The sequence below is a fragment of the Streptomyces sp. NPDC028928 genome, assembly GCF_055564915.1.
On sequence record NZ_JBVHVI010000011.1, the window covers coordinates 210004 to 232963 of the forward strand.

At 71.6% G+C, this 22960-nt stretch carries 22 protein-coding genes; 21 read left to right on the plus strand and 1 reads right to left on the minus strand.

Going from position 1 to position 22960, the window contains the following annotated elements; genetic code table 11:
- The first annotated feature begins 281 nt into the window (after positions 1 to 281).
- The 6 genes from nsdA (at position 282) to ftsH (ending at position 10015) form a co-directional block, all read left to right on the plus strand.
- Positions 282 to 1760, plus strand: coding sequence for a transcriptional repressor NsdA (gene nsdA / locus ACZ4U1_RS26330; RefSeq protein WP_467906482.1), 1479 nt, complete (start codon positions 282 to 284; stop codon positions 1758 to 1760).
- 346 nt (positions 1761 to 2106) lie between these two features.
- Entirely contained in the window at positions 2107 to 3444 is a 1338-nt protein-coding gene (locus tag ACZ4U1_RS26335; RefSeq protein WP_467906484.1) for an ammonium transporter, read from the plus strand.
- Positions 3441 to 3779 (plus strand): P-II family nitrogen regulator, encoded by a 339-nt coding sequence (locus ACZ4U1_RS26340; RefSeq protein ID WP_030990174.1) that lies wholly within the window; start codon positions 3441 to 3443, stop codon positions 3777 to 3779. The genes ACZ4U1_RS26335 and ACZ4U1_RS26340 overlap by 4 nt, the downstream gene beginning before the upstream one ends.
- Positions 3780 to 3832: 53 nt before the next feature.
- Complete coding sequence (locus ACZ4U1_RS26345; RefSeq protein ID WP_467906486.1) at positions 3833 to 6286, plus strand: [protein-PII] uridylyltransferase; 2454 nt, start codon at positions 3833 to 3835, stop codon at positions 6284 to 6286.
- 84 nt (positions 6287 to 6370) lie between these two features.
- A complete protein-coding gene (ffh, locus tag ACZ4U1_RS26350; protein WP_467906488.1) occupies positions 6371 to 7921 on the plus strand; it encodes a signal recognition particle protein in 1551 nt (516 codons plus the stop codon).
- A gap of 159 nt (positions 7922 to 8080) precedes the next feature.
- On the plus strand, positions 8081 to 10015 hold the full coding sequence (ftsH, locus tag ACZ4U1_RS26355) for an ATP-dependent zinc metalloprotease FtsH (RefSeq protein ID WP_467906490.1): 1935 nt from the start codon (positions 8081 to 8083) through the stop codon (positions 10013 to 10015).
- Positions 10016 to 10034: 19 nt separating this feature from the next.
- Here ftsH and ACZ4U1_RS26360 read toward each other — a convergent pair whose 3' ends face one another.
- Complete coding sequence (locus ACZ4U1_RS26360) at positions 10035 to 10922, minus strand: class I SAM-dependent methyltransferase (protein ID WP_467906492.1); 888 nt, start codon at positions 10920 to 10922, stop codon at positions 10035 to 10037.
- A gap of 542 nt (positions 10923 to 11464) precedes the next feature.
- Between ACZ4U1_RS26360 and ACZ4U1_RS26365 the strand changes: the two genes are divergently transcribed.
- From ACZ4U1_RS26365 to dprA, 15 genes are all read left to right on the plus strand, one after another.
- Positions 11465 to 12061 carry a hypothetical protein gene (locus tag ACZ4U1_RS26365; RefSeq protein WP_059252836.1) on the plus strand — a complete coding sequence of 199 codons (597 nt, stop codon included), beginning with the start codon at positions 11465 to 11467 and terminating at the stop codon, positions 12059 to 12061.
- Positions 12062 to 12366: 305 nt separating this feature from the next.
- Entirely contained in the window at positions 12367 to 12786 is a 420-nt protein-coding gene (rpsP, locus tag ACZ4U1_RS26370; protein ID WP_030785131.1) for a 30S ribosomal protein S16, read from the plus strand.
- Positions 12787 to 12791: 5 nt separating this feature from the next.
- Entirely contained in the window at positions 12792 to 13031 is a 240-nt protein-coding gene (locus tag ACZ4U1_RS26375) for an RNA-binding protein (RefSeq protein ID WP_003973401.1), read from the plus strand.
- Positions 13032 to 13113: 82 nt separating this feature from the next.
- Positions 13114 to 13659: a ribosome maturation factor RimM gene (gene rimM / locus ACZ4U1_RS26380; RefSeq protein WP_467906493.1), complete on the plus strand. Its 546-nt coding sequence runs from the start codon at positions 13114 to 13116 to the stop codon at positions 13657 to 13659.
- Positions 13656 to 14489, plus strand: a complete 834-nt coding sequence (trmD, locus tag ACZ4U1_RS26385; protein WP_467906494.1) for a tRNA (guanosine(37)-N1)-methyltransferase TrmD — start codon at positions 13656 to 13658, stop codon at positions 14487 to 14489. Before rimM ends, trmD begins: the two co-directional genes overlap by 4 nt.
- Positions 14490 to 14625: 136 nt before the next feature.
- Positions 14626 to 14976 (plus strand): 50S ribosomal protein L19, encoded by a 351-nt coding sequence (gene rplS / locus ACZ4U1_RS26390; protein ID WP_189818699.1) that lies wholly within the window; start codon positions 14626 to 14628, stop codon positions 14974 to 14976.
- Positions 14977 to 15021: 45 nt separating this feature from the next.
- A complete protein-coding gene (lepB, locus tag ACZ4U1_RS26395) occupies positions 15022 to 15723 on the plus strand; it encodes a signal peptidase I (RefSeq protein ID WP_467906495.1) in 702 nt (233 codons plus the stop codon).
- Positions 15716 to 16807, plus strand: coding sequence for a signal peptidase I (gene lepB, locus ACZ4U1_RS26400; protein ID WP_467906497.1), 1092 nt, complete (start codon positions 15716 to 15718; stop codon positions 16805 to 16807). The genes lepB (ACZ4U1_RS26395) and lepB (ACZ4U1_RS26400) overlap by 8 nt, the downstream gene beginning before the upstream one ends.
- Complete coding sequence (gene lepB, locus ACZ4U1_RS26405; protein ID WP_467906498.1) at positions 16695 to 17678, plus strand: signal peptidase I; 984 nt, start codon at positions 16695 to 16697, stop codon at positions 17676 to 17678. The genes lepB (ACZ4U1_RS26400) and lepB (ACZ4U1_RS26405) overlap by 113 nt, the downstream gene beginning before the upstream one ends.
- Before the next feature lie 65 nt (positions 17679 to 17743).
- Positions 17744 to 18529, plus strand: coding sequence for a signal peptidase I (gene lepB / locus ACZ4U1_RS26410; RefSeq protein WP_467906500.1), 786 nt, complete (start codon positions 17744 to 17746; stop codon positions 18527 to 18529).
- Positions 18519 to 19082, plus strand: coding sequence for an NUDIX hydrolase (locus ACZ4U1_RS26415; RefSeq protein WP_467906502.1), 564 nt, complete (start codon positions 18519 to 18521; stop codon positions 19080 to 19082). Before lepB (ACZ4U1_RS26410) ends, ACZ4U1_RS26415 begins: the two co-directional genes overlap by 11 nt.
- Positions 19083 to 19138: 56 nt before the next feature.
- Positions 19139 to 19447, plus strand: a complete 309-nt coding sequence (locus ACZ4U1_RS26420) for a DUF2469 domain-containing protein (protein ID WP_014675276.1) — start codon at positions 19139 to 19141, stop codon at positions 19445 to 19447.
- 118 nt (positions 19448 to 19565) lie between these two features.
- The gene (locus ACZ4U1_RS26425; RefSeq protein ID WP_467906504.1) at positions 19566 to 19928 is read left to right on the plus strand and encodes a YraN family protein; all 363 of its coding nucleotides are present in this window, start codon (positions 19566 to 19568) and stop codon (positions 19926 to 19928) included.
- Positions 19929 to 21554, plus strand: coding sequence for a YifB family Mg chelatase-like AAA ATPase (locus tag ACZ4U1_RS26430; RefSeq protein WP_467906506.1), 1626 nt, complete (start codon positions 19929 to 19931; stop codon positions 21552 to 21554).
- Positions 21551 to 22711, plus strand: a complete 1161-nt coding sequence (dprA, locus tag ACZ4U1_RS26435) for a DNA-processing protein DprA (protein ID WP_467906508.1) — start codon at positions 21551 to 21553, stop codon at positions 22709 to 22711. The genes ACZ4U1_RS26430 and dprA overlap by 4 nt, the downstream gene beginning before the upstream one ends.
- The last annotated feature ends 249 nt before the right edge of the window (positions 22712 to 22960 follow it).

Sequence of the window (22960 nt, forward strand, 5' to 3'; positions counted from 1 at the left end):
GTGAATCGCGCGGAGCCGATCGTGAGTTCATTCGAAGGGGTGGCGAATGGTGGCGTTTCCGGGATCCCCGTGGCTGGACGGGTGATCGTAGGATTACTGTGAGTGTGCGAGTCCCGGGGGCACATGCACTCGTGGGTATGCCGGAGGCAAGTCGTCAACTCGTTCGAAGGGTGAGAACCGGCGGACGGCAAGCCGTATCTACCGGCATTCTGATAGGGCTTGGCGCACCAGGCGACAAGTGGTCTCAGGGGACAAGTGGTCTCAGGGATGGGGGCGTTCCAGTGGGCGGCAACGGCGGTAGCGGGACACACGCTGACAAGCGGCCCAACGAGCTGCTCGGCTCGTGGTTCGTGCGCAGCGGCTGGTCCAAGGGCGAGCTGGCCCGCCAGGTGAACCGCAGGGCACGCCAGTTGGGTGCCAACCACATCTCCACCGACACCTCGCGGGTGCGCCGCTGGCTGGACGGGGAGAATCCGCGCGAACCGATCCCGCGCATCCTCTCGGAACTGTTCTCCGAGCGCTTCGGCTGCGTGGTCTCCATCGAGGACCTCGGCCTGCGCGCCGCCCGCCAGTCACCCGCCGCCTCCGGCGTCGACCTGCCCTGGACGGGCCCGCAGACGGTCGCCCTGCTCGGCGAGTTCTCCCGCAGCGACCTGATGCTCGCCCGGCGCGGCTTCCTCGGCACCTCCCTCGCCCTGTCCGCCGGCCCCTCCCTCATCGAGCCGATGCAGCGCTGGCTCGTGCCCTCCCCGGCCTCCCCGGTCCCGTCCGAGCCCCGGCCCGCCCTCGACCCGCGTCGGCCCGGCCGGCTCTCCCAGCCCGAACTGGACCTGCTGGAGTCCACCACGCAGATGTTCCGCCAGTGGGACGCCCAGTGCGGCGGCGGCCTGCGCCGCAAGGCCGTCGTCGGCCAGCTGCACGAGGTCACCGACCTGCTCCAGGAACCCCAGCCCGAGGCCACCACCCGCAAGCTCTTCCAGGTCGCCGCCGAGCTGGCCGAACTGGCCGGCTGGATGTCGTACGACGTCGGCCTCCAGCCCACCGCGCAGAAGTACTTCGTGCTCGCCCTGCACGCCGCCAAGGAAGCCGGTGACAAACCGCTCGGCTCCTACATCCTCTCCAGCATGAGCCGCCAGATGATCCATCTCGGCCGGCCCGAGGACGCCCTGGAGCTGATCCACCTCGCCCAGTACGGCAGCCGCGACTGCGCGAGCCCGCGCACCCAGTCCATGCTGTATGCGATGGAGGCCCGCGCCTACGCCAACATGGGCCAGCCCGGCAAGACCAAGCGCGCCGTCCGCATGGCCGAGGACACCTTCGCCGAGGCCGACGAGTGGGACGAGCCGGACCCCGACTGGATCCGCTTCTTCTCCGAGGCCGAGCTGTACGGGGAGAACTCCCACTCCTTCCGCGACCTCGCCTACGTCGCCGGGCGCAGCCCCACCTACGCCTCCCTCGCCGAACCGCTCATGCGCCGGGCCGTGGAACTGTTCGCCAAGGACTCCGAGCACCAGCGGTCGTACGCGCTCAACCTCATCGGCATGGCCACCGTGCACCTGCTCCAGCGCGAGCCCGAGGAGAGCACGACCTATGCCGCGCAGGCCATGGACATCGCCAAGAAGGTCCGCTCCGAGCGTGTGAACACTCGTATCCGAAAGACGGTCGACACGGCCGTCCGCGACTACGGCGACCTCGCCGCCGTGGTCGACCTCTCCGACAAGCTCGCCGTCGACCTGCCGGAGACCGCCGAAGCCGTCTGACCACCGCACACCCCCAGAACCCCGGCCGCGGCCGGTCCTCCCGAACTGCCCGACTCGGCTCCCCCATGCCAGGTCATCGGAAGGCCCGCCGCGGCCGGTCCTGTGTCCCGTCCGCGTCTCCTCCGCCCGAAGGTTGCGCCACGATAACGATCGGCGAGCCCGGAATCCGGCGCTTCATCCAGGCGTAACACGCAGGGCGCCCTTGTCACCCCGGCGAAACAACGAGGGGCTTCCACCGAAACGGCGCTGCGCCAGTCTCATGGCGCATAACCGGCCCACCCCTCACCCCGACCGGACCGCTCCGGCACCGCCCGCACGGGGCCGCACAACCGACGAGGAGACGCCGATGGCACCAGCCATCATGCTTGCGGCGGACGCGAAACTGTCGTCCGCCAACACAGGCTTCATGCTCATCTGTTCCGCCCTGGTGATGCTCATGACCCCGGGACTGGCCTTCTTCTACGGAGGCATGGTCCGCGTCAAGAGCACCCTGAACATGCTGATGATGAGCTTCATCAGCCTCGGGATCGTCACCATCCTGTGGGTGCTCTACGGCTTCTCCTTCGCCTTCGGCACCGGCAACAGCCTCCTCGGCTACAACGCCGACTGGATCGGCCTCAGCAACATCGGCCTGACGGAACTCTGGGACGGCTACACCATCCCGGTCTTCGTCTTCATGGTCTTCCAGCTGATGTTCGCGATCATCACCCCGGCCCTGATAAGCGGCGCCCTCGCCGACCGGGTCAAGTTCTCCGCCTGGGCGCTCTTCGTCGCCCTGTGGGCCACGATCGTCTACGTCCCGGTCGCCCACTGGGTCTGGGGCGCCGACGGCTGGGCCTTCAAGCTCGGCGTGATCGACTTCGCCGGCGGTACGGCGGTCCACATCAACGCCGGTGCGGCCGCCCTCGGTGTCATCCTCGTCATCGGCAAGCGCGTCGGCTTCAAGCGCGACCCCATGCGCCCGCACAGCCTCCCGCTGGTCATGCTCGGCGCCGGTCTGCTGTGGTTCGGCTGGTTCGGCTTCAACGCCGGCTCCTGGCTCGGCAACGACGACGGCGTGGGCGCGCTGATGTTCGTCAACACCCAGGTCGCCACCGCCGCCGCCATGCTCGCCTGGCTCGCCTACGAGAAGATCCGCCACGGCGCGTTCACCACGCTCGGCGCCGCCTCCGGCGCGGTCGCCGGCCTGGTCGCCATCACCCCGTCCGGCGGCGCGGTCTCCCCGCTCGGCGCGATCGCCGTCGGCGCCATCGCCGGTGTCGCCTGCGCCGCGGCCGTCGGCCTGAAGTTCAGGTTCGGCTACGACGACTCCCTCGACGTCGTCGGCGTCCACATGGTCGGCGGCATCATCGGCTCCCTGCTGATCGGCTTCTTCGCCACCGGCAAGGGCCAGTCCACCGCCACCGGCGTCTTCTACGGTGACCACACCTGGACCCAGCTGTGGAAGCAGTGCGCCGGCGTCGGCGCGGTCCTCGCCTACTCCCTGGTCGTCTCCGCCGTCCTCGCCTTCCTCCTCGACAAGACCCTCGGCATGCGGGTCACCGAGGACGAGGAGATCTCCGGCATCGACCAGGCCGAGCACGCCGAGACCGCATACGACTTCAGCGGCGCCGGCGGCGGAGTCACCGGGACCCTCGCCGCCCCGGCCCTGGCCGCCGCGCAGACCAAGAAGGTGGACGCATGAAGCTCATCACCGCCGTCGTGAAGCCTCACCGGCTCGACGAGATCAAGGAAGCCCTCCAGGCCTTCGGCGTCCACGGGCTCACGGTCACCGAGGCCAGCGGCTACGGCCGGCAGCGCGGCCACACCGAGGTCTACCGCGGCGCCGAGTACACCGTCGACCTCGTCCCCAAGATCCGCATCGAGGTCCTCGCCGAGGACGACGACGCCGAACAGCTGATCGAGGTCATCGTCAAGGCGGCCCGCACCGGCAAGATCGGGGACGGCAAGGTCTGGTCCCTGCCCGTCGAGACCGCCGTACGGGTCCGCACGGGCGAGCGCGGGCCGGACGCCCTCTGACCCAGCAGAATCTGAGTCAGGGACACGCGGGGAAACGGAACAGGAGTCGCTGGGTGACCGGAACGGATGTGCGTAAAGAGACGGAAGACTCGGGACCCGGCGGCTACGCGGCGGCCCGGCTGCGCCTCCTCACCGAGGGGGCGCGGTCCGGGCCGCCGCGCCGTACCGCCCTCGCCGAACTGACCGACGACTGGCTCGCCGGACTGTTCACCGCGGCGGCGGCCGGGACGCAGGGCGTCTCGCTGGTCGCCGTCGGCGGATACGGCCGCGGGGAACTGTCCCCGCGCAGCGACCTCGACCTCGTCCTGCTGCACGACGGCTCCGACCCCGGCGCGGTCGCCGCCCTCGCCGACCGGCTCTGGTACCCCGTCTGGGACCTCGGCCTCTCCCTCGACCACTCCGTCCGCACCCCCGCCGAGGCCCGCAAGACCGCCGGCGAGGACCTCAAGGTCCACCTCGGCCTGCTGGACGCCCGCCACCTCGCCGGCGACCCCGCCCTCACCGCCGGCCTGCGCACCACCGCCCTCGCCGACTGGCGCAACCAGGCCCCCAAACGCCTCCCCGAACTCCAGGAACTGTGCGCCGAACGCGCCGCACGCCAGGGCGAACTCCAGTACCTGCTGGAACCCGACCTCAAGGAGGCCCGCGGCGGCCTGCGCGACGCCACCGCCCTGCGCGCCGTCGCAGCCTCCTGGCTCGCCGACGCCCCGCGCGAGGGCCTGGCCGACGCCCGCCGCCGCCTCCTCGACGTCCGCGACGCCCTCCATCTGGCCACCGGCCGCGCCACCGACCGGCTCGCCCTCCAGGAGCAGGACCAGGTCGCCGCCGAGCTGGACCTGCTCGACGCCGACACCCTGCTGCGGCAGGTCTACGAAGCGGCGCGCGTCATCGCGTACGCCAGCGACGTCACCTGGCGCGAAGTGGGGCGCGTCCTGCGCTCGCGCTCCGTCCGGCCCCGCCTGCGCGCCATGCTGGGCGGCGGCAAACCGGTCACCGAACGGTCGCCCCTGGCCGAAGGCGTCGTGGAACAGGACGGCGAGGTGGTGCTCGCTCGCACCGCACGCCCCGAACGCGACCCCGTGCTCCCGCTGCGTGCCGCTGCCGCCGCCGCACAGGCCGGCCTCCCGCTCTCCCTGCACGCCGTACGGCGCCTGGCCGCCACCGCGCGCGCCCTGCCCACGCCCTGGCCCGCCGAGGCCCGCGAACAGCTGGTCACCCTGCTCGGCTCCGGCCGCCCCACGGTCGAGGTCTGGGAGGCCCTGGAGGCAGAGGGCCTGATCAGCCGCCTGCTCCCGGACTGGGAGCGGGTCCGCTGCCGACCCCAGCGCAACGCCGTCCACATCTGGACGGTCGACCGGCACCTCATCGAGACCGCCGTCCGCGCCTCCGAACTCACCCGCCGGGTCAGCCGTCCCGACCTCCTCCTGGTCGCCGCCCTGCTGCACGACATCGGCAAGGGCTGGCCCGGCGACCACTCGGTGGCCGGCGAGATCATCGCCAAGGACGTCGCCGCGCGCATCGGCTTCGACCGCTCGGACGTCGCCGTGCTGTCCCTCCTGGTCCGCCACCACCTGCTGCTCATCGAGACGGCCACCCGCCGCGACCTGGACGACCCCGCCACCGTCCGCTCGGTCGCCGAGGCCGTCGGCACCCAGAGCACCCTGGAACTGCTGCACGCGCTCACCGAGGCCGACGCCCTCGCCACCGGCCCGGCCGCCTGGTCCTCCTGGCGCGGCTCCCTCGTCGCCGACCTCGTCCGCCGCGTCTCCGCCGTGCTCGCCGGCGACGCCCCCGAGGAGCCCGAGCCGGCCGCCCCCACCGCCGAACAGGAACGCCTCGCCATCGAGGCCTTCCGCACCGGCGGCCCGGTCCTCGCCCTGTGCGCCCAGACCGAACCGGCCACCGCCGAGGAGCCGTCCGGCGATCCGGAACCCCTCGGCGTCGAACTCCTCATCGCCGTACCCGACCAGCCCGGCGTCCTCCCCGCGGTCGCCGGCGTCCTCGCGGTGCACCGCCTCACCGTCCGCACGGCGGAACTGCGCGCCCTCAGCCTCCCGGACGACGTGGAGGACGACGGCGCGGTCCTCCTCCTCAACTGGCGGGTCGCCGCCGAGTACGGCTCCCTGCCCCAGGCGGCCCGGCTGCGCACCGACCTCGTCCGCGCCCTCGACGGCAGCCTCGACATCGCCGGCCGACTCGCCGAACGCGACGCGGCCTACCCCCGCCGCCGCGGCTGGACCGCCCCACCGCCCCGCGTCACGGTCGCCCCCGCCGCCTCCCGCCACGCCACGGTGATCGAGGTCCGCGCCCAGGACGCCCCGGGCCTGCTCCACCGCATCGGCATGGCCCTGGAGAAGGCCGGCGTGCGGGTGCGGAGCATGCACGTGAGCACGCTGGGCTCCAACGCGGTGGATGCGTTCTACGTCACGACGGGCACGGGCGCGCCCCTGCCACGAGAGGACGCGGGGTCGCTGGCGCGGGTGCTGGAGGAGACGCTTCGCGGATGACCCTGCCCCGGTGCCTCCGACGCCGGGATACCCTGGAGGGCGATTCCTTCAAGACCGTCACCGACCCCGAGGACCGCGAGCGCCGTGTTCGACACTCTCTCCGATCGCCTGTCAGCGACTTTCAAGAACCTGCGCGGCAAGGGACGGCTCTCCGAGGCGGACATCGACGCCACGGCGCGCGAGATCCGTATCGCGCTGCTCGAAGCGGACGTGGCGCTGCCGGTAGTCCGCACGTTCATCAAGAACGTCAAGGAGCGTGCGCTCGGGGCCGAGGTCTCCAAGGCCCTGAACCCCGCCCAGCAGGTCCTCAAGATCGTCAACGAGGAACTGATCACCATCCTCGGCGGCGAGACGCGCCGGCTCCGCTTCGCCAAGCAGCCGCCCACCGTGATCATGCTGGCCGGTCTCCAGGGTGCCGGTAAGACCACCCTCGCGGGCAAGCTCGGCCGGTGGCTCAAGGAGCAGGGCCACTCCCCGCTGCTGGTCGCCGCCGACCTCCAGCGCCCCAACGCCGTCAACCAGCTGAGCGTCGTCGCCGAGCGCGCCGGTGTGGCCGTGTACGCGCCGGAGCCCGGAAACGGCGTCGGTGACCCGGTCAAGGTCGCCAAGGACTCCATCGACTTCGCGAAGTCCAAGGTCCACGACATCGTGATCGTGGACACCGCCGGCCGCCTCGGTATCGACGCCGAGATGATGCAGCAGGCGGCGGACATCCGGGACGCGGTCGGCCCCGACGAGATCCTGTTCGTCGTCGACGCCATGATCGGCCAGGACGCCGTCAACACCGCCGAGGCCTTCCGCGACGGCGTCGGCTTCGACGGCGTGGTCCTGTCCAAGCTCGACGGTGACGCCCGCGGTGGTGCCGCCCTGTCGATCCGGCAGATCACCGGCAAGCCGATCATGTTCGCGTCGAACGGCGAGAAGCTGGACGACTTCGACGCGTTCCACCCGGATCGGATGGCCTCCCGCATCCTCGACATGGGTGACCTGCTCACCCTGATCGAGCAGGCGGAGAAGACGTTCAGCCAGGAAGAGGCCCAGAAGATGGCCTCCAAGCTGGCGTCCAAGAAGGGCCAGGACTTCACCCTGGACGACTTCCTGTCCCAGATGGAGCAGGTCAGGAAGATGGGCAGCATCAGCAAGCTGCTCGGCATGCTCCCGGGCATGGGTCAGATCAAGGACCAGATCGCCAACCTGGACGAGCGGGACGTCGACCGCACCGCCGCGATCATCAAGTCGATGACCCCGGCCGAGCGCCAGGACCCGACGATCATCAACGGCTCCCGCCGGGCCCGTATCGCGCGGGGTTCCGGTGTCGAGGTCAGCGCGGTGAAGGGCCTGGTCGAGCGGTTCTTCGAGGCCCGCAAGATGATGTCCCGCATGGCCCAGGGCGGCGGTATGCCGGGCATGCCGGGGATCCCGGGCATGGGCGGCGGCCCCGGCCGGCAGAAGAAGCAGCAGAAGAAGGCCAAGGGCAAGCAGCGCTCCGGCAACCCGATGAAGCGCAAGCAGCAGGAGCTGGAGGCGGCGCAGCGCCGCGAGGCCGCCGCGCAGGGTGGCGCTCTCGAGCTGCCGGGCCAGCAGGCCGTCCAGGACTTCGAGCTGCCGGACGAGTTCAAGAAGTTCATGGGCTGAGCTTCAAGAAATTCACGGGCTGAGCTTCGAGACATTCACGGGCTGAGCTTCGAGAAGTTCGGGACTGAGTCCCGCTCGTACGACGCCGGGGGCGCTCCCTTTCCGCAGGGGGCGCCCTTTGCGTATGCCGAGGCCCGCTGTGTGTCGTAACGTCCAGATATGAGCAATGCGGCGCCACCCCGCAAGGCCCCTGATCAGCCGTGGCGCGCCGAGGGCACCCCGGACGAGCCGCCTCGGCGTGGCGGCGGGCTCCGGGGCGGGAAATGGTGGGGCCTGCTGGCCACCGCGGTGATCGTCTTCGTGCTGGCGTATCTCGGGCTGCACTACTTCGGCCAGGGCAACGAGCCGACGATCTCGTACACGCAGTTCAGCAGGGAGGTCGCCGACGGCAACGTCGCCAAGATCTACTCCAAGGGCGACGCGATCCAGGGCCAGCTCAGGAGCCCCCGCGCCAATCCGGACGGCGGCGGCGAGTACACCAAGTTCAAGACACAGCGGCCGGCCTTCGCGGACGACAGGCTGTGGCAGAACCTGAGCAGCCACGGTGTCACGGTGACCGCGCGGCCGGTGGTCCAGGAACGCAGCCTGCTGTCCAATGTGCTGATCTCCCTGATCCCGATCGCGGTCCTGGTCGTGGTGTGGATCCTCGTCCAACGGCGGCTCGGCGGGATGCTGCCCGGCGCGGGCGGTCTGTTCGGCCGCCGGTCGCCGCCCAAGCCGGTCGGGCTGCTGCCGGACACCGAGCGCACGACCTTCGCCGACGTGGCCGGCATCGACGAGGTCAAGGGCGAGCTGGACGACGTCGTGGATTTCCTGGAGCACCCCGACGTCTACCGCAGGATGGGCGCGAAGCTGCCCCGCGGGGTGCTGCTGGCCGGTCCCCCCGGTACCGGCAAGACGCTGCTCGCCCGGGCCGTCGCGGGTGAGGCCGGGGTGCCGTTCTTCTCGGCCTCGGCGTCGGAGTTCATCGAGATGATCGTGGGTGTGGGCGCGTCCCGGGTCCGGGAGCTGTTCGCCGAGGCCCGCAAGGTCGCGCCGTCGATCATCTTCATCGACGAGATCGACACCATCGGACGCGCGCGGGGCGGCAGTGCCTCGATGAGCGGTCACGACGAGCGTGAGCAGACGCTGAACCAGATCCTCACGGAGATGGACGGCTTCTCGGGCTCCGAGGGTGTGATCGTCATCGCGGCGACCAACCGGGCGGACATCCTGGACCCGGCGCTGACCCGTCCCGGCCGGTTCGACCGGGTGGTCACGGTGGCTCCGCCGGACCGGGCGGGCCGTGAGTCGATCCTGCGGATCCACACCCGGCAGATCCCGCTCGCGCCCGATGTGGACCTGGCCCAGATGGCCCGGGTGACGCCGGGCATGACCGGCGCGGATCTGGCCAATCTCGCCAACGAGGCCGCTCTGCTGGCGGTCAAACGCAAGCAGCAGGAGGTGACGGGCGCCGACCTGTCGGAGGCCCTGGAGAAGGTGCAGCTGGGCGCCGAGCGCACCCTGGTCATGCCCGAGGAGGACCGCCGCCGAACGGCGTACCACGAGAGCGGCCATGCCCTGCTGGGCATGCTGCAGCCGGGCGCCGACCCCGTCCGCAAGATCACCATCGTGCCGCGCGGCCGGGCGCTCGGGGTGACCATGTCCACGCCCGAGGTGGAGCGGTACGCGCACTCCGAGGAGTATCTGCGCGGGCGGATCATCGGGGCCCTGGGCGGGATGGCGGCGGAGGACGTCGTCTACGGGGTCGTGACGACGGGCGCGGAGAACGACCTGGAGCAGGTCACCAACATCGCGCGCGGGATGGTGGGGCGCTGGGGCATGAGCGAACGGGTGGGCCGGCTGTCCGCCCTGCCGAGCGACGCCCAGCAGGCGTACGGGCTGTCGGCCGCGCCGCAGACCCTGGACGTGATCGACGCGGAGATGCGGCGGATCGTGGACGACTGCTACGAGGAGGCGTGCCGCAAGCTCCGCGACCACCGCGGTCAGCTGGACGCGCTGGCGCAGGCGCTGCTGGAGCGGGAGACGCTGGAGGAGGCGGACGCGTACCGGATCGCCGGGATCACGCGCCTGGCCAAGGAGCCGGAGCCCTAGGGTTCGGGGCGCGAGGAGGTCAGGGTACGCGGGCGATGAGGTAGCGGAAGACGTTCGGCATCCACACGGTGCCGTCCGGGCGCCGGTGCGGGTGCAGGGCCTCCGCCAGCTCCTTGTCGACCTGTTTGGCGTCCGTTGCCGTGATCGCGGCGTCGAACAGGCCGGTGGACAGCAGTCCGCGGACGGCGCTGTCGAGGCCGGCGTACCCGAACGGGCAGGCGACCCGGCCCGAGCCGTCCGGTTTCAGCCCGGCCCGTGCGGCGACCTCCTCCAGGTCGTCACGCCGGGCGGGCCGCCAGGTGCGCGCGCCGCACACCGGATCGGCCAGTTTGGTGGCTACCCGCAACACCGAGGAGGTGGCGCAGCGCTCCGGCGGTCCCCAGCCGGCCAGCACCACGGCGGCTCCGCGGCCGGCCAGCGGCAGCGCGTCGGCGAGGAGTTCGCCGAGCCCCTCGGAGTCGCCGGCGAGGCCGCCGATCGGCTCGAAGGCGGTCACCAGGGTGTACCCGGCCGGGTCGGGGCCGGCCGCGTCCGCGGGCGGGCCGCCGACGAGTCTCGCGGCCGTACGCGCGCGCGTGCCGCTGCCGGCGCCGCTTCCGGTGCGGCCCGGCGGGGTGTCCGGCAGCAGCCGTTCGCGGGCGAGGGCGAGCCGCTCGGGGGAGACGGAGTCGACACCGGTGACCGCGGCGCCTCTGGAGGCCGCCATCAGCAGGGCGAGTCCGGAACCGCAGCGCAGGCCCAGCAGCCGGGTGGCGGGGCCCACGTCGAGTCGGTCGTACACGGCTTCGTAGAGCGGTACGAGCATCCGCTCCTGGATCTCGGACCAGTCACGCGCGCGTGCGCTCAGGTCCACGCGGGGTGCCGAGTCCGCGTGAGACATGTGCTGCCGCACGAGCGTAGGTGTCATAGGTATGCGCCCCAATCCGCCGACAGTTCGCCGCTGCGCCCGGTTGCGTGGCCCCCGTGCCGTGCGCGCGCACTTCCCACGTATGCCACCTAACTCCCGGCTCGCGGTGCCGTCCAGGGGTCGTGGGGCCCGGCTTGGGTCCGGGACGCGGGTGTGGCGAGATTTCACGTGCCCGCAATCCGGGCGGCCCTACGGTGTCCGTTCCGGGGCGCGGACCCCACGGGGCCCGTGCGGGCCGGTGGCGGGGGCCGCGGCGGCGGGGGGTAACGTCACGACGGCCGTGGACGCTGTCCGGGGTGGGGGCCGCGTGCGGATCGCGGCCGAAACACCTCTTGCGCGGCGGCCGGCCGTCGTCGCATCGGGGCTCCGGGGCGGGGCGTAGCGCGGACTACGCACCAGCTTGGTAGGAGCTGTGACGCTTCTCCGCAGATCAGCGCACCCGCCCTCGTCTCCACGCATCAGCGGCAACTGACGGGTACGTGCAAATTATTTGGGATGCCCCGGAATAGGAACACAGCGGCACCCCCGCTCGTTGTCATTACGTGAGCACGACACAGACACCACCTGTTCTCGCCGCAGAGCTGGCGCAGGCGTGGGCCGACATTCAGCGGTACCACCCCGAGCTGCCGGACCTCGCCGCGCCAGAGTCCCTGATCGGAGAGTCGTCGTCCGCGTGCGGTCACGAGCTCTCCTTCGAACGGCTGCTCCATGAGGCAGTCCACGGCATCGCCGCCGCCCGCGGCATCCGGGACACCTCCCGGGCCGGCCGCTATCACAACCGTCGTTTCCTCGCGATCGCCGAGGAGCTGGGCCTGGACCACCCCGAGGAGCCGCACCCGAGCAGCGGTTTCTCGCTGGTCACGCTCAACGCCGAGGCGAAGCGGCGCTACCGCCCGACGATCGAGCGGCTGCAGCGCGCGCTGAAGGCCCACACGGCGGCCACCTCGGCCGACACCTCCCGCACCTTCCGCGGCCCGGCCGCCCGGCACGGCTCCTCCGGCGGCGGCGTCCGCGTCAAGGCGGTGTGCGACTGCGGTCGCAACGTCCGGGTGGTCCCCTCGGTCCTGGCCCAGGCCCCCATCGTCTGCGGCGGCTGCGGCAAGCCGTTCCGGATCCCGGAGGTCGTGGGGGCGGCGTAAGCGCGGCGCGTACACCGGCATCTCGTGGGTGCCGGGGCCGCCGCCGGCAACTTCACAGCACCGGACAGCGCACCCGACGTGACCTCACCTCCACGCCGGGTGCCGCTGGAACATGCCCCGCCGCAGCTCACGCACCCTCGGCCGAGAGCGACCCACGGGGTATGGCACAATGGCTAGCTGTACTCGACAGCCGCACAGGACCCCTCTCTCCTCCGGCTGACGCGTCCATCGGGCACTCGGGTACCGCAACCCCACGCGGCGTCTCGCCGTGCCCAACCACGTCAATTCCAGGAGAACCCACTCCCGTGGCAGTCAAGATCAAGCTGAAGCGTCTGGGCAAGATCCGTTCGCCTCACTACCGCATCGTCGTCGCCGACTCCCGTACCCGCCGTGACGGCCGGGCCATCGAGGAGATCGGCAAGTACCACCCGACCTACAACCCGTCGGTCATCGAGGTGGACGCCGAGCGTGTGGCGTACTGGCTCGGTGTCGGCGCCCAGCCGACCGAGCCCGTGCTCGCCATCCTGAAGAAGACGGGCGACTGGCAGAAGTTCAAGGGCGAGCCGGCCCCCGCGCCGCTGCTCGTCGCCGAGCCGAAGCCGGCCCGTCCGTCGTTCGAGGCTCTCGGCGGTGACGACGAGGGCAAGGGTGAGGCGATCACCCAGAAGAAGAAGGCTGAGAAGAAGGACGAGGCGGCTGCCGAGTCCGAGTCGACCGAGGCCTGAGCAGCATGCTCGAAGAGGCGCTTGAGCACCTCGTGAAGGGCATCGTCGACAACCCTGACGATGTGCAGGTCGCCTCGCGCAACCTGCGCCGCGGGCGCGTGCTGGAGGTCCGGGTCCACCCGGACGACCTCGGCAAGGTGATCGGCCGCAACGGCCGCACCGCGCGTGCCCTGCGTACCGTCGTGGGCGCCATCGGCGGCCGCGGTGTCCGCGTCGACCTGGTCGACGTGGATCACGTCCGCTGACGCTTCATCGCAACCGGCTCGGGCCGGGGAGGGCCACTGGGCCGTCCCCGGCCCGTAGTCGTATGACAGGAGACCAAGCACAGTGCAGCTCGTAGTCGCACGGATCGGCCGCGCCCATGGCATCAAGGGCGAGGTCACCGTGGAGGTACGTACCGACGAGCCGGAGCTGCGGCTCGCCCCGGGCGCCGTCCTGGCCACCGACCCGGCTTCCACCGGGCCGCTCACCATCGCCACCGGCCGCGTGCACAGCGGCCGCCTGCTCCTGCGCTTCGAGGGCGTCACCGACCGCAACGCCGCCGAGGCCCTGCGCAACACCCTGCTGATCGCCGAGGTGGACCCGGAGGAACTCCCCGAGGGCGAGGACGAGTACTACGACCACCAGCTGATCGACCTCGACGTGGTCACCGAGGACGGCACGGAGGTCGGCCGGATCACCGAGATCTCGCACCTGCCCTCGCAGGACCTGTTCATCGTGGAACGCCCCGACGGCAGCGAGGTGATGATCCCCTTCGTGGAGGAGATCGTCACCGAGATCGACCTGGAGGAGCAGAAGGCCGTCATCGCGCCCCCGCCGGGCCTGATCGACGACCGCGCCGAGATCGCCTCGTCGAGGGATGACGGCGCATGAGGCTCGACGTCGTCACGATCTTCCCGGAGTACCTGGAGCCCCTGAACGTCTCGCTCGTCGGCAAGGCACGCGCGCGTGGGCAGCTGAACGTCCATGTGCACGACCTGCGCGCGTGGACGTACGACCGGCACAACACGGTGGACGACACGCCGTACGGCGGCGGCCCCGGCATGGTCATGAAGACCGACCCCTGGGGTGACGCCCTGGACACGGTCCTCGCCGACGGCTACGAGACGGGCGCCCGGGCCCCCGCGCTCATCGTCCCCACCCCGAGCGGCCGGCCCTTCACCCAGGAACTGGCCGTCGAGCTGTCCGAGCGCCCCTGGCTGATCTTCACCCCGGCCCGCTACGAGGGCATCGACCGGCGCGTGATGGACGAGTACGCGACCCGCATGCCGGTGTACGAGGCCTCCATCGGCGACTACGTCCTGGCCGGCGGCGAGGCGGCCGTCCTCGTCATCACCGAGGCCGTGGCCCGGCTGCTGCCCGGCGTGCTCGGCAACGCGGAGTCCCACCGCGACGACTCCTTCGCGCCCGGTGCGATGGCCAACCTCCTCGAAGGCCCCGTCTACACCAAGCCGCCCGTCTGGCGCGGCCGGGACATCCCCGAGGTGCTGCTCAGCGGCCACCACGGCAAGATCGCCCGCTGGCGCCGCGACGAGGCCCTCAGGCGTACGACCGTCAACCGGCCCGACCTGATCGAGCGCTGTGACCCCAAGGCCTTCGACAAGAAGGACCGCGAGATGCTCTCCATCCTCGGCTGGGAACCGGACCCCGCGGGGGAGCCGTACGGCCGATTTTGGCGGCGGGCCGAGGGCGTGGAAGAATAGACCGCTGTTGTGCGCCCGTCCGGCGTGCGCCCCTGCCACAGGGGGACACGACGCCCGCCCCGACCCGCACGACAGTCCTCTTGGAACCCCTAGTTTCCGTTGATGACCTGTGGCATCAGCGAAGAAAGCAGACGAAATGTCTCACCTGCTCGACTCCGTCGACGCCGCGTCGCTGCGCAGCGACATCCCGGCCTTCCGCCCGGGTGACACCGTCAACGTCCACGTGCGCGTCATCGAGGGCAACCGCTCCCGTGTGCAGCAGTTCAAGGGCGTTGTGATCCGCCGCCAGGGCTCCGGTGTCCGCGAGACCTTCACGGTCCGCAAGGTCTCGTTCTCCGTCGGCGTCGAGCGCACCTTCCCGGTGCACACCCCGATCGTCGAGAAGATCGAGCTGGTCACCAAGGGTGACGTGCGCCGCGCCAAGCTGTACTACCTCCGTGACCTGCGCGGCAAGGCCGCGAAGATCAAGGAGAAGCGCGAGAGCTGAGCGCCTTCCCGGAGTCACAGCGGAGCCGGATAGCATCTGGCTCCGATGGACACCGAAGCACAGCCGACGGAACGCGACCGCTCCTCCCACCCCGGAATTCCGGGGGCGGAGGGCCGGTCGCGTTTCGCGTTGCTGTCGCGGGTCGCCGACTGGCTCCCGGGCGGCCGGATCACCCTCACCCTCTTCGCCGGTCTGGCGTTCCTGCTGCTCCTCAACGCCTTCGTGGTGCAGCCGTTCGAGATTCCGAGCGGATCCATGGAGCGCGGTTTGAGGATCGGGGACCGCGTGCTCGTAAATAAGTTGGCGTACCGTTTCGGTGCCCAGCCCAGCCGCGGCGACGTGATTGTGTTCGACGGCACCGGGTATTTCGGGGACGCCGACTACATCAAGCGGGTGGTCGGTGTGGGCGGAGACCATGTGGTGTGCTGCGGCAAGAAGGGAAGGATCGAGGTGAACGGCCGGCCGGTCGACGAGACGGCGTTCCTCTATCCGGGGGACAGCGCCTCCAGTGTGCCCTTCGACGTCGTCGTGCCCTCGGGCCGTCTCTTCGTCCTCGGCGACCACCGCAGCGACTCCAGCGACTCCCGCGACCACCTCGGCTCGCCCGGCGGCGGCATGATCCCCGTCGGCGAGGTCATCGGCAGGGCCGACTGGATCATGTGGCCCTACCGCCACTGGACGCGGCTGACCCGGCCGTCCGCCTACGCGCGCGTGCCCGCCGCCCCCGCGGGGGCCGCCCATGGGTAACCGCGGCAAACCACGCGGGGTGCCCGCCACGCCCGCCGACAACCTGCTGCCCACCGGGGCCCGCCGCACCTCCGCGCCCGGCGGTGGCCGCACGCGCGCGGAGCGGCGGAAACTGCAGCGCAAGGTCAAACGCAAGCGCAGGCGGTCGGCCGTCCGGGAGATCCCGCTGCTGATCGGGGTCGCCGTCCTGATCGCGCTCGTCCTGAAGACGTTCCTCGTCCAGGCCTTCGTGATCCCGTCCGGATCCATGGAGCAGACGATCCGCATCGGCGACCGGGTCCTGGTCGACAAGCTCACCCCGTGGTTCGGCTCCGAGCCGCAGCGCGGGGACGTCGTCGTGTTCCACGACCCGGGCGGCTGGCTCCAGGACGAGCAGACCACCAAGAAGAAGGACCCCGTCGTCGTCAAGCAGCTCAAGGAAGGCCTCACCTTCATCGGGCTGCTGCCGTCCGACAACGAGAAGGACCTGATCAAACGGGTCATCGGGGTCGGTGGCGACCACGTCAAGTGCTGCGACGCGCAGGGCCGCGTCACCGTCAACGGAGTCCCGCTCACCGAGGGCGACTACCTCTACCCGGGGGACGTGCCCTCCACCATGCCCTTCGACATCACCGTCCCCAAGGGCCGGCTGTGGGTGATGGGCGACCACCGGGGCAACTCGGCGGACTCCCGCTCCCACCAGAACACGTCCTACGGCGGCACGGTCTCCGTGGACTCGGTGGTCGGCCGGGCCATGGTCATCGGCTGGCCGGTCGGTCACTGGACGCGCCTGGAAGAACCTAAAACCTTCGCAAGCGTCACCGACTCCGTGTCGGGGGCGGTCGCCGCTCCCCAGGCGTCGCATAGGGTTACCTCCGAGAATCGGAACGGAATGACCCAGCTCCCGACCCCTGCGGAACTCCCGCTCGTTATGGGAGTGGTGGGCCTGCACCGTGTATGGGGCAGGCGGCGGCACAGAGTGAGGAGTTGGCGTGGGGGATGTGGCGGTTGGCGCACGGTCGGGGCACGACGGCGAGGAGCACCGCGGGCACCCCGTGGAACCGGACGTTCCCGTACCGGACGGCGCCATGACCTCCGCGAATGACGCGGCGGCGGGCGACGAGGGCGAGGAGCGGCCGCGGGCCGAGGGCGAGGGCCCGGGCGCGGGCGCGGCGGCTCTCCGGCCGAGGAAGCCGCGCTCCTTCTGGAAAGAGCTGCCGATCCTGATCGGCATCGCGCTGGTCCTGGCGCTGCTGATCAAGACCTTCCTGGTGCAGGCGTTCTCGATCCCGTCGGACTCGATGCAGAACACCCTCCAGCAGGGTGACCGGGTGCTGGTCGACAAGCTGACCCCGTGGTTCGGCTCCGAGCCCGAGCGCGGCGAGGTCGTCGTCTTCCACGACCCGGACAACTGGCTGGCGGGCGAGCCGACGCCCACCCCGAACCCGGTGCAGAAGGTCCTCAGCTGGATCGGCCTGATGCCGTCGGCGGAGGAGAAGGACCTGATCAAGCGGGTGATCGGCGTCGGCGGCGACACGGTCGAGTGCAAGGGCAGCGGCCCGCTGAAGGTCAACGGCAAGGCGCTGAACGAGCCGTACGTCTACCCGGGCAACACGCCGTGCAGCGTGGACGACCAGGGCGGCCAGTTCAAGGTCAAGGTCCCCAAGGGCTACATCTGGGTGATGGGCGACCACCGCCAGAACTCCCGCGACTCCCGGTACAACCAGTCCGACAAGAACCACGGCATGGTTCCCGTCGACAAGGTCGTCGGCCGCGCGATCGTCAAGGCCTGGCCGATCAACCGCTGGGGCACCCTGCCGATCCCGGACACCTTCGACCAGCCCGGCCTCGACCAGCAGTCCTCCGCGGCGGCGTCCCTGACGGCGGCCCCGCAGGGCATCGCCGTGGCGGCGGTCCTCCCGGTGGCGGTGTGGCGACGCCGGCGCACGGACCGGTCGACGGCTGACCACGGGTAAGAACCCGCCGGGCGGCGAAAGAGGGGGCTGCCCGTGTCCGGTACCGCCGGGTAGGGTGCGGACCCATGGGTGGCGAGAGCATGACGCGTACGGCCCCGCAGGGCGGCGGCACCGGCACGGCACAGGCCGGCGGCGGCCGGCTCGGGCAGCGGCTGTCCGGACTGGCCATGGCGCTGGGGCTGGTGCTGTTCCTCGGCGGGTTCGCATGGGGAGCGCTGGTCTACCGGCCGTACACCGTCCCCACCAGCTCCATGACCCCCACCATCGACGCCGGCGACCGGGTGCTCGCCCAGCGCGTCGACGGCGACGAGGTGCGCCGCGGTGACGTGGTCGTCTTCGAGGACAAGACCTGGGTCAGTAACGCCAAGGTGGTCAAGCGCGTGGTCGCCGTCGGCGGCGACACCGTCTCCTGCTGCACGAACGGCAAGCTGACCGTCAACGGCAAGCAGATCGACGAGCCGTACCTGCCCGAGGGCAGCCTGGCCGAGATCAAGAACTTCGGCACCGTGACCGTCCCCGAGGGCCGGCTGTTCCTGCTCGGCGACGAACGCCAGGGCTCCCTGGACTCCACCGCCCACCTCACCGACGCGGCCCGGGGCACCGTCTCGCGCAGCGCCGTGTCCGCCCGCGTGGAGGCCGTCGTCTGGCCCTGGAAGGGCACGCTCAAGCGCCCCACCGGCTTCGAGGCGCTCGGCGCCCTCTCCCAGCCCGGACCGCTGCGCACCATCGAGCTGATGGTCGTGGCCGGCGCGGTCCTGGTCCTCGGCGGCGGCGCCTACGGCCCGATCGCGGGCCGCCTGAACCGCTCCCGCGCCCGCACCGCCCGCCCGGAGGCGGCAGGTGCCCGCTGAGACCGCGCGGCCGGCGGAGGAGTCGTACGAGGGCGAGGGGCCTGAGGGGCCCCACGAGGGCGACGGCGAGGGCGGACTGCGCAGGGTGGCCCGGGTGGTGCTGCTCGATCCCGAGGATCGCATCCTGCTCCTGCACGGCCATGAGCCGGGCGACCCGGCCGACGACTGGTGGTTCACCCCCGGCGGCGGCCTGGAGGGCACCGAGACGCGCGAGGAGGCCGCGCTGCGGGAACTCGCCGAGGAGACCGGCATCACCGACGTCGAACTCGGCCCCGTGCTGTGGCGGCGGCGGTGCTCGTTCCCGTTCGCGGGCCGCCGCTGGGACCAGGACGAGTGGTACTACCTGGCCCGTACGACCCAGACGGCCACGGCGGCGACGGGGTTGACGGAGCTGGAGCGGCGCAGCGTCGCCGGAGCGCGCTGGTGGACGTGTCAGGAACTGACCCGGGCACATGAGACGGTGTATCCGACCAGACTCGCCGAGCTGCTGCGCACGCTGCTCGTCGAAGGTCCCCCGGCCAGGCCCGTGACCCTCGACACGGAAATCGTCTGAGGGCACCCGGGACTGGCGCACAATGGGGGGATCGCACGGCTGAAGGGGAACATGCCATGAGCGCCGAGGACCTCGAAAAGTACGAGACCGAGATGGAGCTGAAGCTCTACCGGGAGTACCGAGATGTCGTCGGTCTGTTCAAATACGTGATCGAGACCGAACGACGGTTCTACCTCACCAACGACTACGAGATGCAGGTGCATTCGGTTCAGGGCGAGGTTTTCTTCGAGGTCACCATGGCCGACGCCTGGGTCTGGGACATGTACCGCCCGGCCCGTTTCGTCAAGCAGGTGCGCGTCTTGACGTTCAAGGACGTGAACATCGAGGAGCTGAACAAGAGCGACCTGGAGCTGCCGGGCGGCTGATGCCGGGCGGCTGCTCACCCTCGCGGGTGACGGAGTTTTCCACAACCGCCGAGTAGTTCACCAAGATCAACATCTTGGGGCGGAATGCGTGACGGTTGGCGCCGGAGGTGGTGCCGACATGAACGCACGAGAAGCAATCGGCAAGTACGGCGAGGACCTGGCCGCCCGGCGGCTCGCCGAGGCCGGCATGACGATCCTGGAGCGCAACTGGCGCTTCGGACGGGCCGGCGAGATCGACATCGTGGCGCGGGACGGGGACGCGCTCGTCGTCTGCGAGGTCAAGACCCGCACGGGCGGCGGCTACGAACACCCCATGGCCGCGGTGACCCCCGAGAAGGCCGCCCGGCTCCGGGCCCTCGCCGCGCACTGGATCCAGACCCACGGAGGAGCCCCGCCGGGCGGAGTCCGTATCGACCTCGTCGGCGTCCTCCTGCCCCGCCGTGGCGCCCCGTCCGTCCAACACGCGCGGGGGGTGGCCTGAATGGCGTTCGCCCGCACATGCTCCGTGGCCCTGGTCGGCGTCGAGGGCGTGGTCGTCGAGGTCCAGGCCGACCTCGAACCCGGCGTCGCCGCCTTCACCCTGGTGGGCCTCCCCGACAAGAGCCTGACGGAGAGCCGGGACCGGGTACGGGCGGCGGTGGTGAACTCGGGCGGCGAGTGGCCGCAGAAGAAGCTCACCGTCGGCCTCAGCCCGGCCTCCGTCCCCAAGGCCGGCTCGGGATTCGACCTGGCCGTCGCCTGCGCGGTCCTCGGGGCCGCCGAGCGCATCGACCCCCGGGTCCTCGCCGACATCGTCATGATCGGAGAGCTGGGCCTGGACGGCCGGGTGCGCCCGGTCCGCGGCATCCTGCCGGCCGTCCTCGCGGCGGCCGACGCGGGATACGAGCAGGTGGTCGTGCCCGAATGCGCCGCCGCCGAGGCCTCGCTGGTCCCCGGGGTGTCCGTCCTCGGGGTCCGCAGCCTGCGGCAGCTCATCGCGGTCCTGGCCGAGGAGCCCGTCCCCGCCGAGGCACCGGAGGAACAGGGGCGGCCCGATCCCCTCCTCGCCGGGCTGCGGGTACCGGGCACGGGCGCCGCCACCGGCATGCACAGCATCGGCGCCGCCCAGCACGACCACGATCACGACCTGGCCGACGTCGTCGGGCAGACCTCCGCCCGTACGGCCGTCGAGGTGGCCGCCGCCGGCGGACACCACCTGTTCCTGGAGGGCCCGCCCGGCGCGGGCAAGACCATGCTCGCCGAACGCCTGCCCGCCGTCCTTCCCCGGCTCACCCGGGAGGAGTCGCTGGAAGTCACGGCCGTCCACTCGGTCGCCGGGCTGCTACCTCCGGGCAAGCCGCTCATCGACGTCGCCCCCTACTGCGCCCCGCACCACTCGGCCACCATGCAGTCCCTGGTCGGCGGCGGCCCGGGCGTCGCCCGCCCCGGCGCGGTGTCCCTCGCCCATCGAGGCGTGCTGTTCCTGGACGAGGCACCCGAGTTCCACAGCCAGACCCTGGACGCCCTGCGACAGCCACTGGAATCCGGGCACGTCGTCATCGCGCGCAGCGCCGGCGTGGTCCGGTTCCCGGCGCGGTTCCTGATGGTCCTGGCCGCCAACCCCTGCCCCTGCGGACGGTTCTCCCTGCGCGACTCGCTGTGCGAGTGCCCGCCGTCCACGATCCGCCGCTACCAGTCCCGGCTGTCCGGCCCGCTGCTGGACCGGGTGGACCTGCGCGTCGAGGTCGACCCGGTCACCCGGGCCCAGCTCACCGAGCCCGGCGCCCGCGGAGAGTCCACGGCGACCGTGGCCGACCGGGTACGGCAGGCCCGCGAGCGGGCCGCGGCCCGGCTCACCGGCACCCCGTGGCGCACCAACAGCGAAGTGCCCGGCCGCGAACTGCGCAGCCGGTACCACGCCGTGGCCGGGGCGATGGACGAGGCGGAACGCAACCTGGAACGGGGCGTGCTCACCGCCCGCGGCATCGACCGCGTCCTGCGCGTCGCCTGGACCGTCGCCGACCTCGTCGGACACGACCGCCCGGACGCGACCGACGTCGCCCTGGCCCTGCAACTGCGCACCGGCGTCCCCCGAGGGGTGCCGATGGCCATCGGAGCCCTGACGTGACCGGAGAGGACGGTTCCGGCGCCGACCTGCTCGCGCGGGTGTTTCTCGGGCGGGTGCTCGAGCCGGGGGACGAGGTCGGCGGGCGGTGGGTGCGGGAGTTCGGGGTGGGGGAGGTGGTGCGGAGGCTGCGGTGCGGCCGGGAGGCGTTGCCGGGGGTGAGCGGGACCCGGTGGGCGGGGCTCGTCGCGCGGGCCCGGCGGGCCGAGCCGGAGCGGGATCTGGAGGTGGCCCGGGCCGCGGGGGCGCGGTTCGTCCGCCCGGGGGACGGTGAGTGGCCGGGCCAGCTGGACGACCTCGGCGACGGACGGCCCCTCGGGCTGTGGGTGCGAGGCCGGCCCCATCTGCGGATGTGGGCGCTGCGCTCCGTGGCCGTCGTCGGCGCCCGCGCCTGCACCGAGTACGGCACCCACACGGCCGCCGCCCTCGCCTCCGGCCTCGCCGAGCGCGGATGGGTCGTCGTGTCCGGCGGTGCCTACGGCATCGACGGCGCCGCCCACCGCGGCACCCTCGCCGCCCGTGGCGCCACCATCGCCGTCCTGGCCTGCGGCGTCGACCAGCCCTACCCCCGCGGCCACGCCGCGCTGATCGGCCGGATCGCGGAACAGGGACTGGTCGTGGGCGAGCTGCCGCCGGGGGACCACCCCACCCCCAGCCGGTTCATCCTCCGCAACCGGGTCATCGCCGCCCTGACCAGGGGCACCGTCGTCGTGGAGGCGGCCTGCCGCAGCGGCTCGCTCTCCACCGCGCGGGCCGCGGGGCGCCTCGGCCGCTTCACCATGGGCGTACCCGGCCCGGTCACCAGCGCCCTCTCCGCCGGCGTGCACGAACTGCTGCGCGGAGAGGCCACCCTGGTCACCGACGCCACGGAGGTCATCGAACTCGTGGGCGACATGGGTGACCTCGCGCCGGCCCGCCGCGGCCCGGTCCTCCCCCGTGACCTGCTGGAACCGGCCGCCCGGACCGTCCTCGCCGCCCTGCCCGGCAACCGTGCCGCCCCCGCCGACGAGATCGCGCTCGGCGCGCGCACCACCCGGGACGAGGCGATCGCGAGACTGTACGAACTCCGAGCACTTGGTTACGTCGAACGACACGGCGATGGCTGGAAGTTGACACGCCAGGCGATGATCTCGGTCCGGGGCGGTCGCCCGCCATGCTGACCGACCGTGTTCGGCCGTCCGGGGGAACTCCCGACGCCCTTGGAGTTTCCAGGAGTTGGCGCCTCGCGCCGGTCACGGAGAGCGAGCCGTGGCATGCGGTCACCCACCCGGCGCGAGCGCCCCGCGCACGAGTGGTGCCTCGGTGTTCGCACACCGCGACTCCTCAGTCACGCTACGCTCACAAAGGCGGCGGCGCAGATCGCGCCAACCCGACATCCGACGTCACCCCACCCAGGCAGCCCACTTCCT

What these genes read in the sequence shown, in the direction of transcription:
- ACZ4U1_RS26340 (WP_030990174.1), top strand. Translation starts at nt 3,441, where the DNA reads ATGAAGCTCATCACCGCCGTCGTGAAGCCTCACCGGCTCGACGAGATC.
- lepB (WP_467906500.1), top strand. Translation starts at nt 17,744, where the DNA reads ATGGGTGGCGAGAGCATGACGCGTACGGCCCCGCAGGGCGGCGGCACC.
- lepB (WP_467906497.1), top strand. Translation starts at nt 15,716, where the DNA reads ATGGGTAACCGCGGCAAACCACGCGGGGTGCCCGCCACGCCCGCCGAC.
- ftsH (WP_467906490.1), top strand. Translation starts at nt 8,081, where the DNA reads ATGAGCAATGCGGCGCCACCCCGCAAGGCCCCTGATCAGCCGTGGCGC.
- ACZ4U1_RS26375 (WP_003973401.1), top strand. Translation starts at nt 12,792, where the DNA reads ATGCTCGAAGAGGCGCTTGAGCACCTCGTGAAGGGCATCGTCGACAAC.
- trmD (WP_467906494.1), top strand. Translation starts at nt 13,656, where the DNA reads ATGAGGCTCGACGTCGTCACGATCTTCCCGGAGTACCTGGAGCCCCTG.
- ACZ4U1_RS26335 (WP_467906484.1), top strand. Translation starts at nt 2,107, where the DNA reads ATGGCACCAGCCATCATGCTTGCGGCGGACGCGAAACTGTCGTCCGCC.
- ACZ4U1_RS26420 (WP_014675276.1), top strand. Translation starts at nt 19,139, where the DNA reads ATGAGCGCCGAGGACCTCGAAAAGTACGAGACCGAGATGGAGCTGAAG.
- ACZ4U1_RS26425 (WP_467906504.1), top strand. Translation starts at nt 19,566, where the DNA reads ATGAACGCACGAGAAGCAATCGGCAAGTACGGCGAGGACCTGGCCGCC.
- lepB (WP_467906495.1), top strand. Translation starts at nt 15,022, where the DNA reads ATGGACACCGAAGCACAGCCGACGGAACGCGACCGCTCCTCCCACCCC.
- ACZ4U1_RS26430 (WP_467906506.1), top strand. Translation starts at nt 19,929, where the DNA reads ATGGCGTTCGCCCGCACATGCTCCGTGGCCCTGGTCGGCGTCGAGGGC.
- ACZ4U1_RS26360 (WP_467906492.1), bottom strand. Translation starts at nt 10,922, where the DNA reads ATGACACCTACGCTCGTGCGGCAGCACATGTCTCACGCGGACTCGGCA.
- rplS (WP_189818699.1), top strand. Translation starts at nt 14,626, where the DNA reads ATGTCTCACCTGCTCGACTCCGTCGACGCCGCGTCGCTGCGCAGCGAC.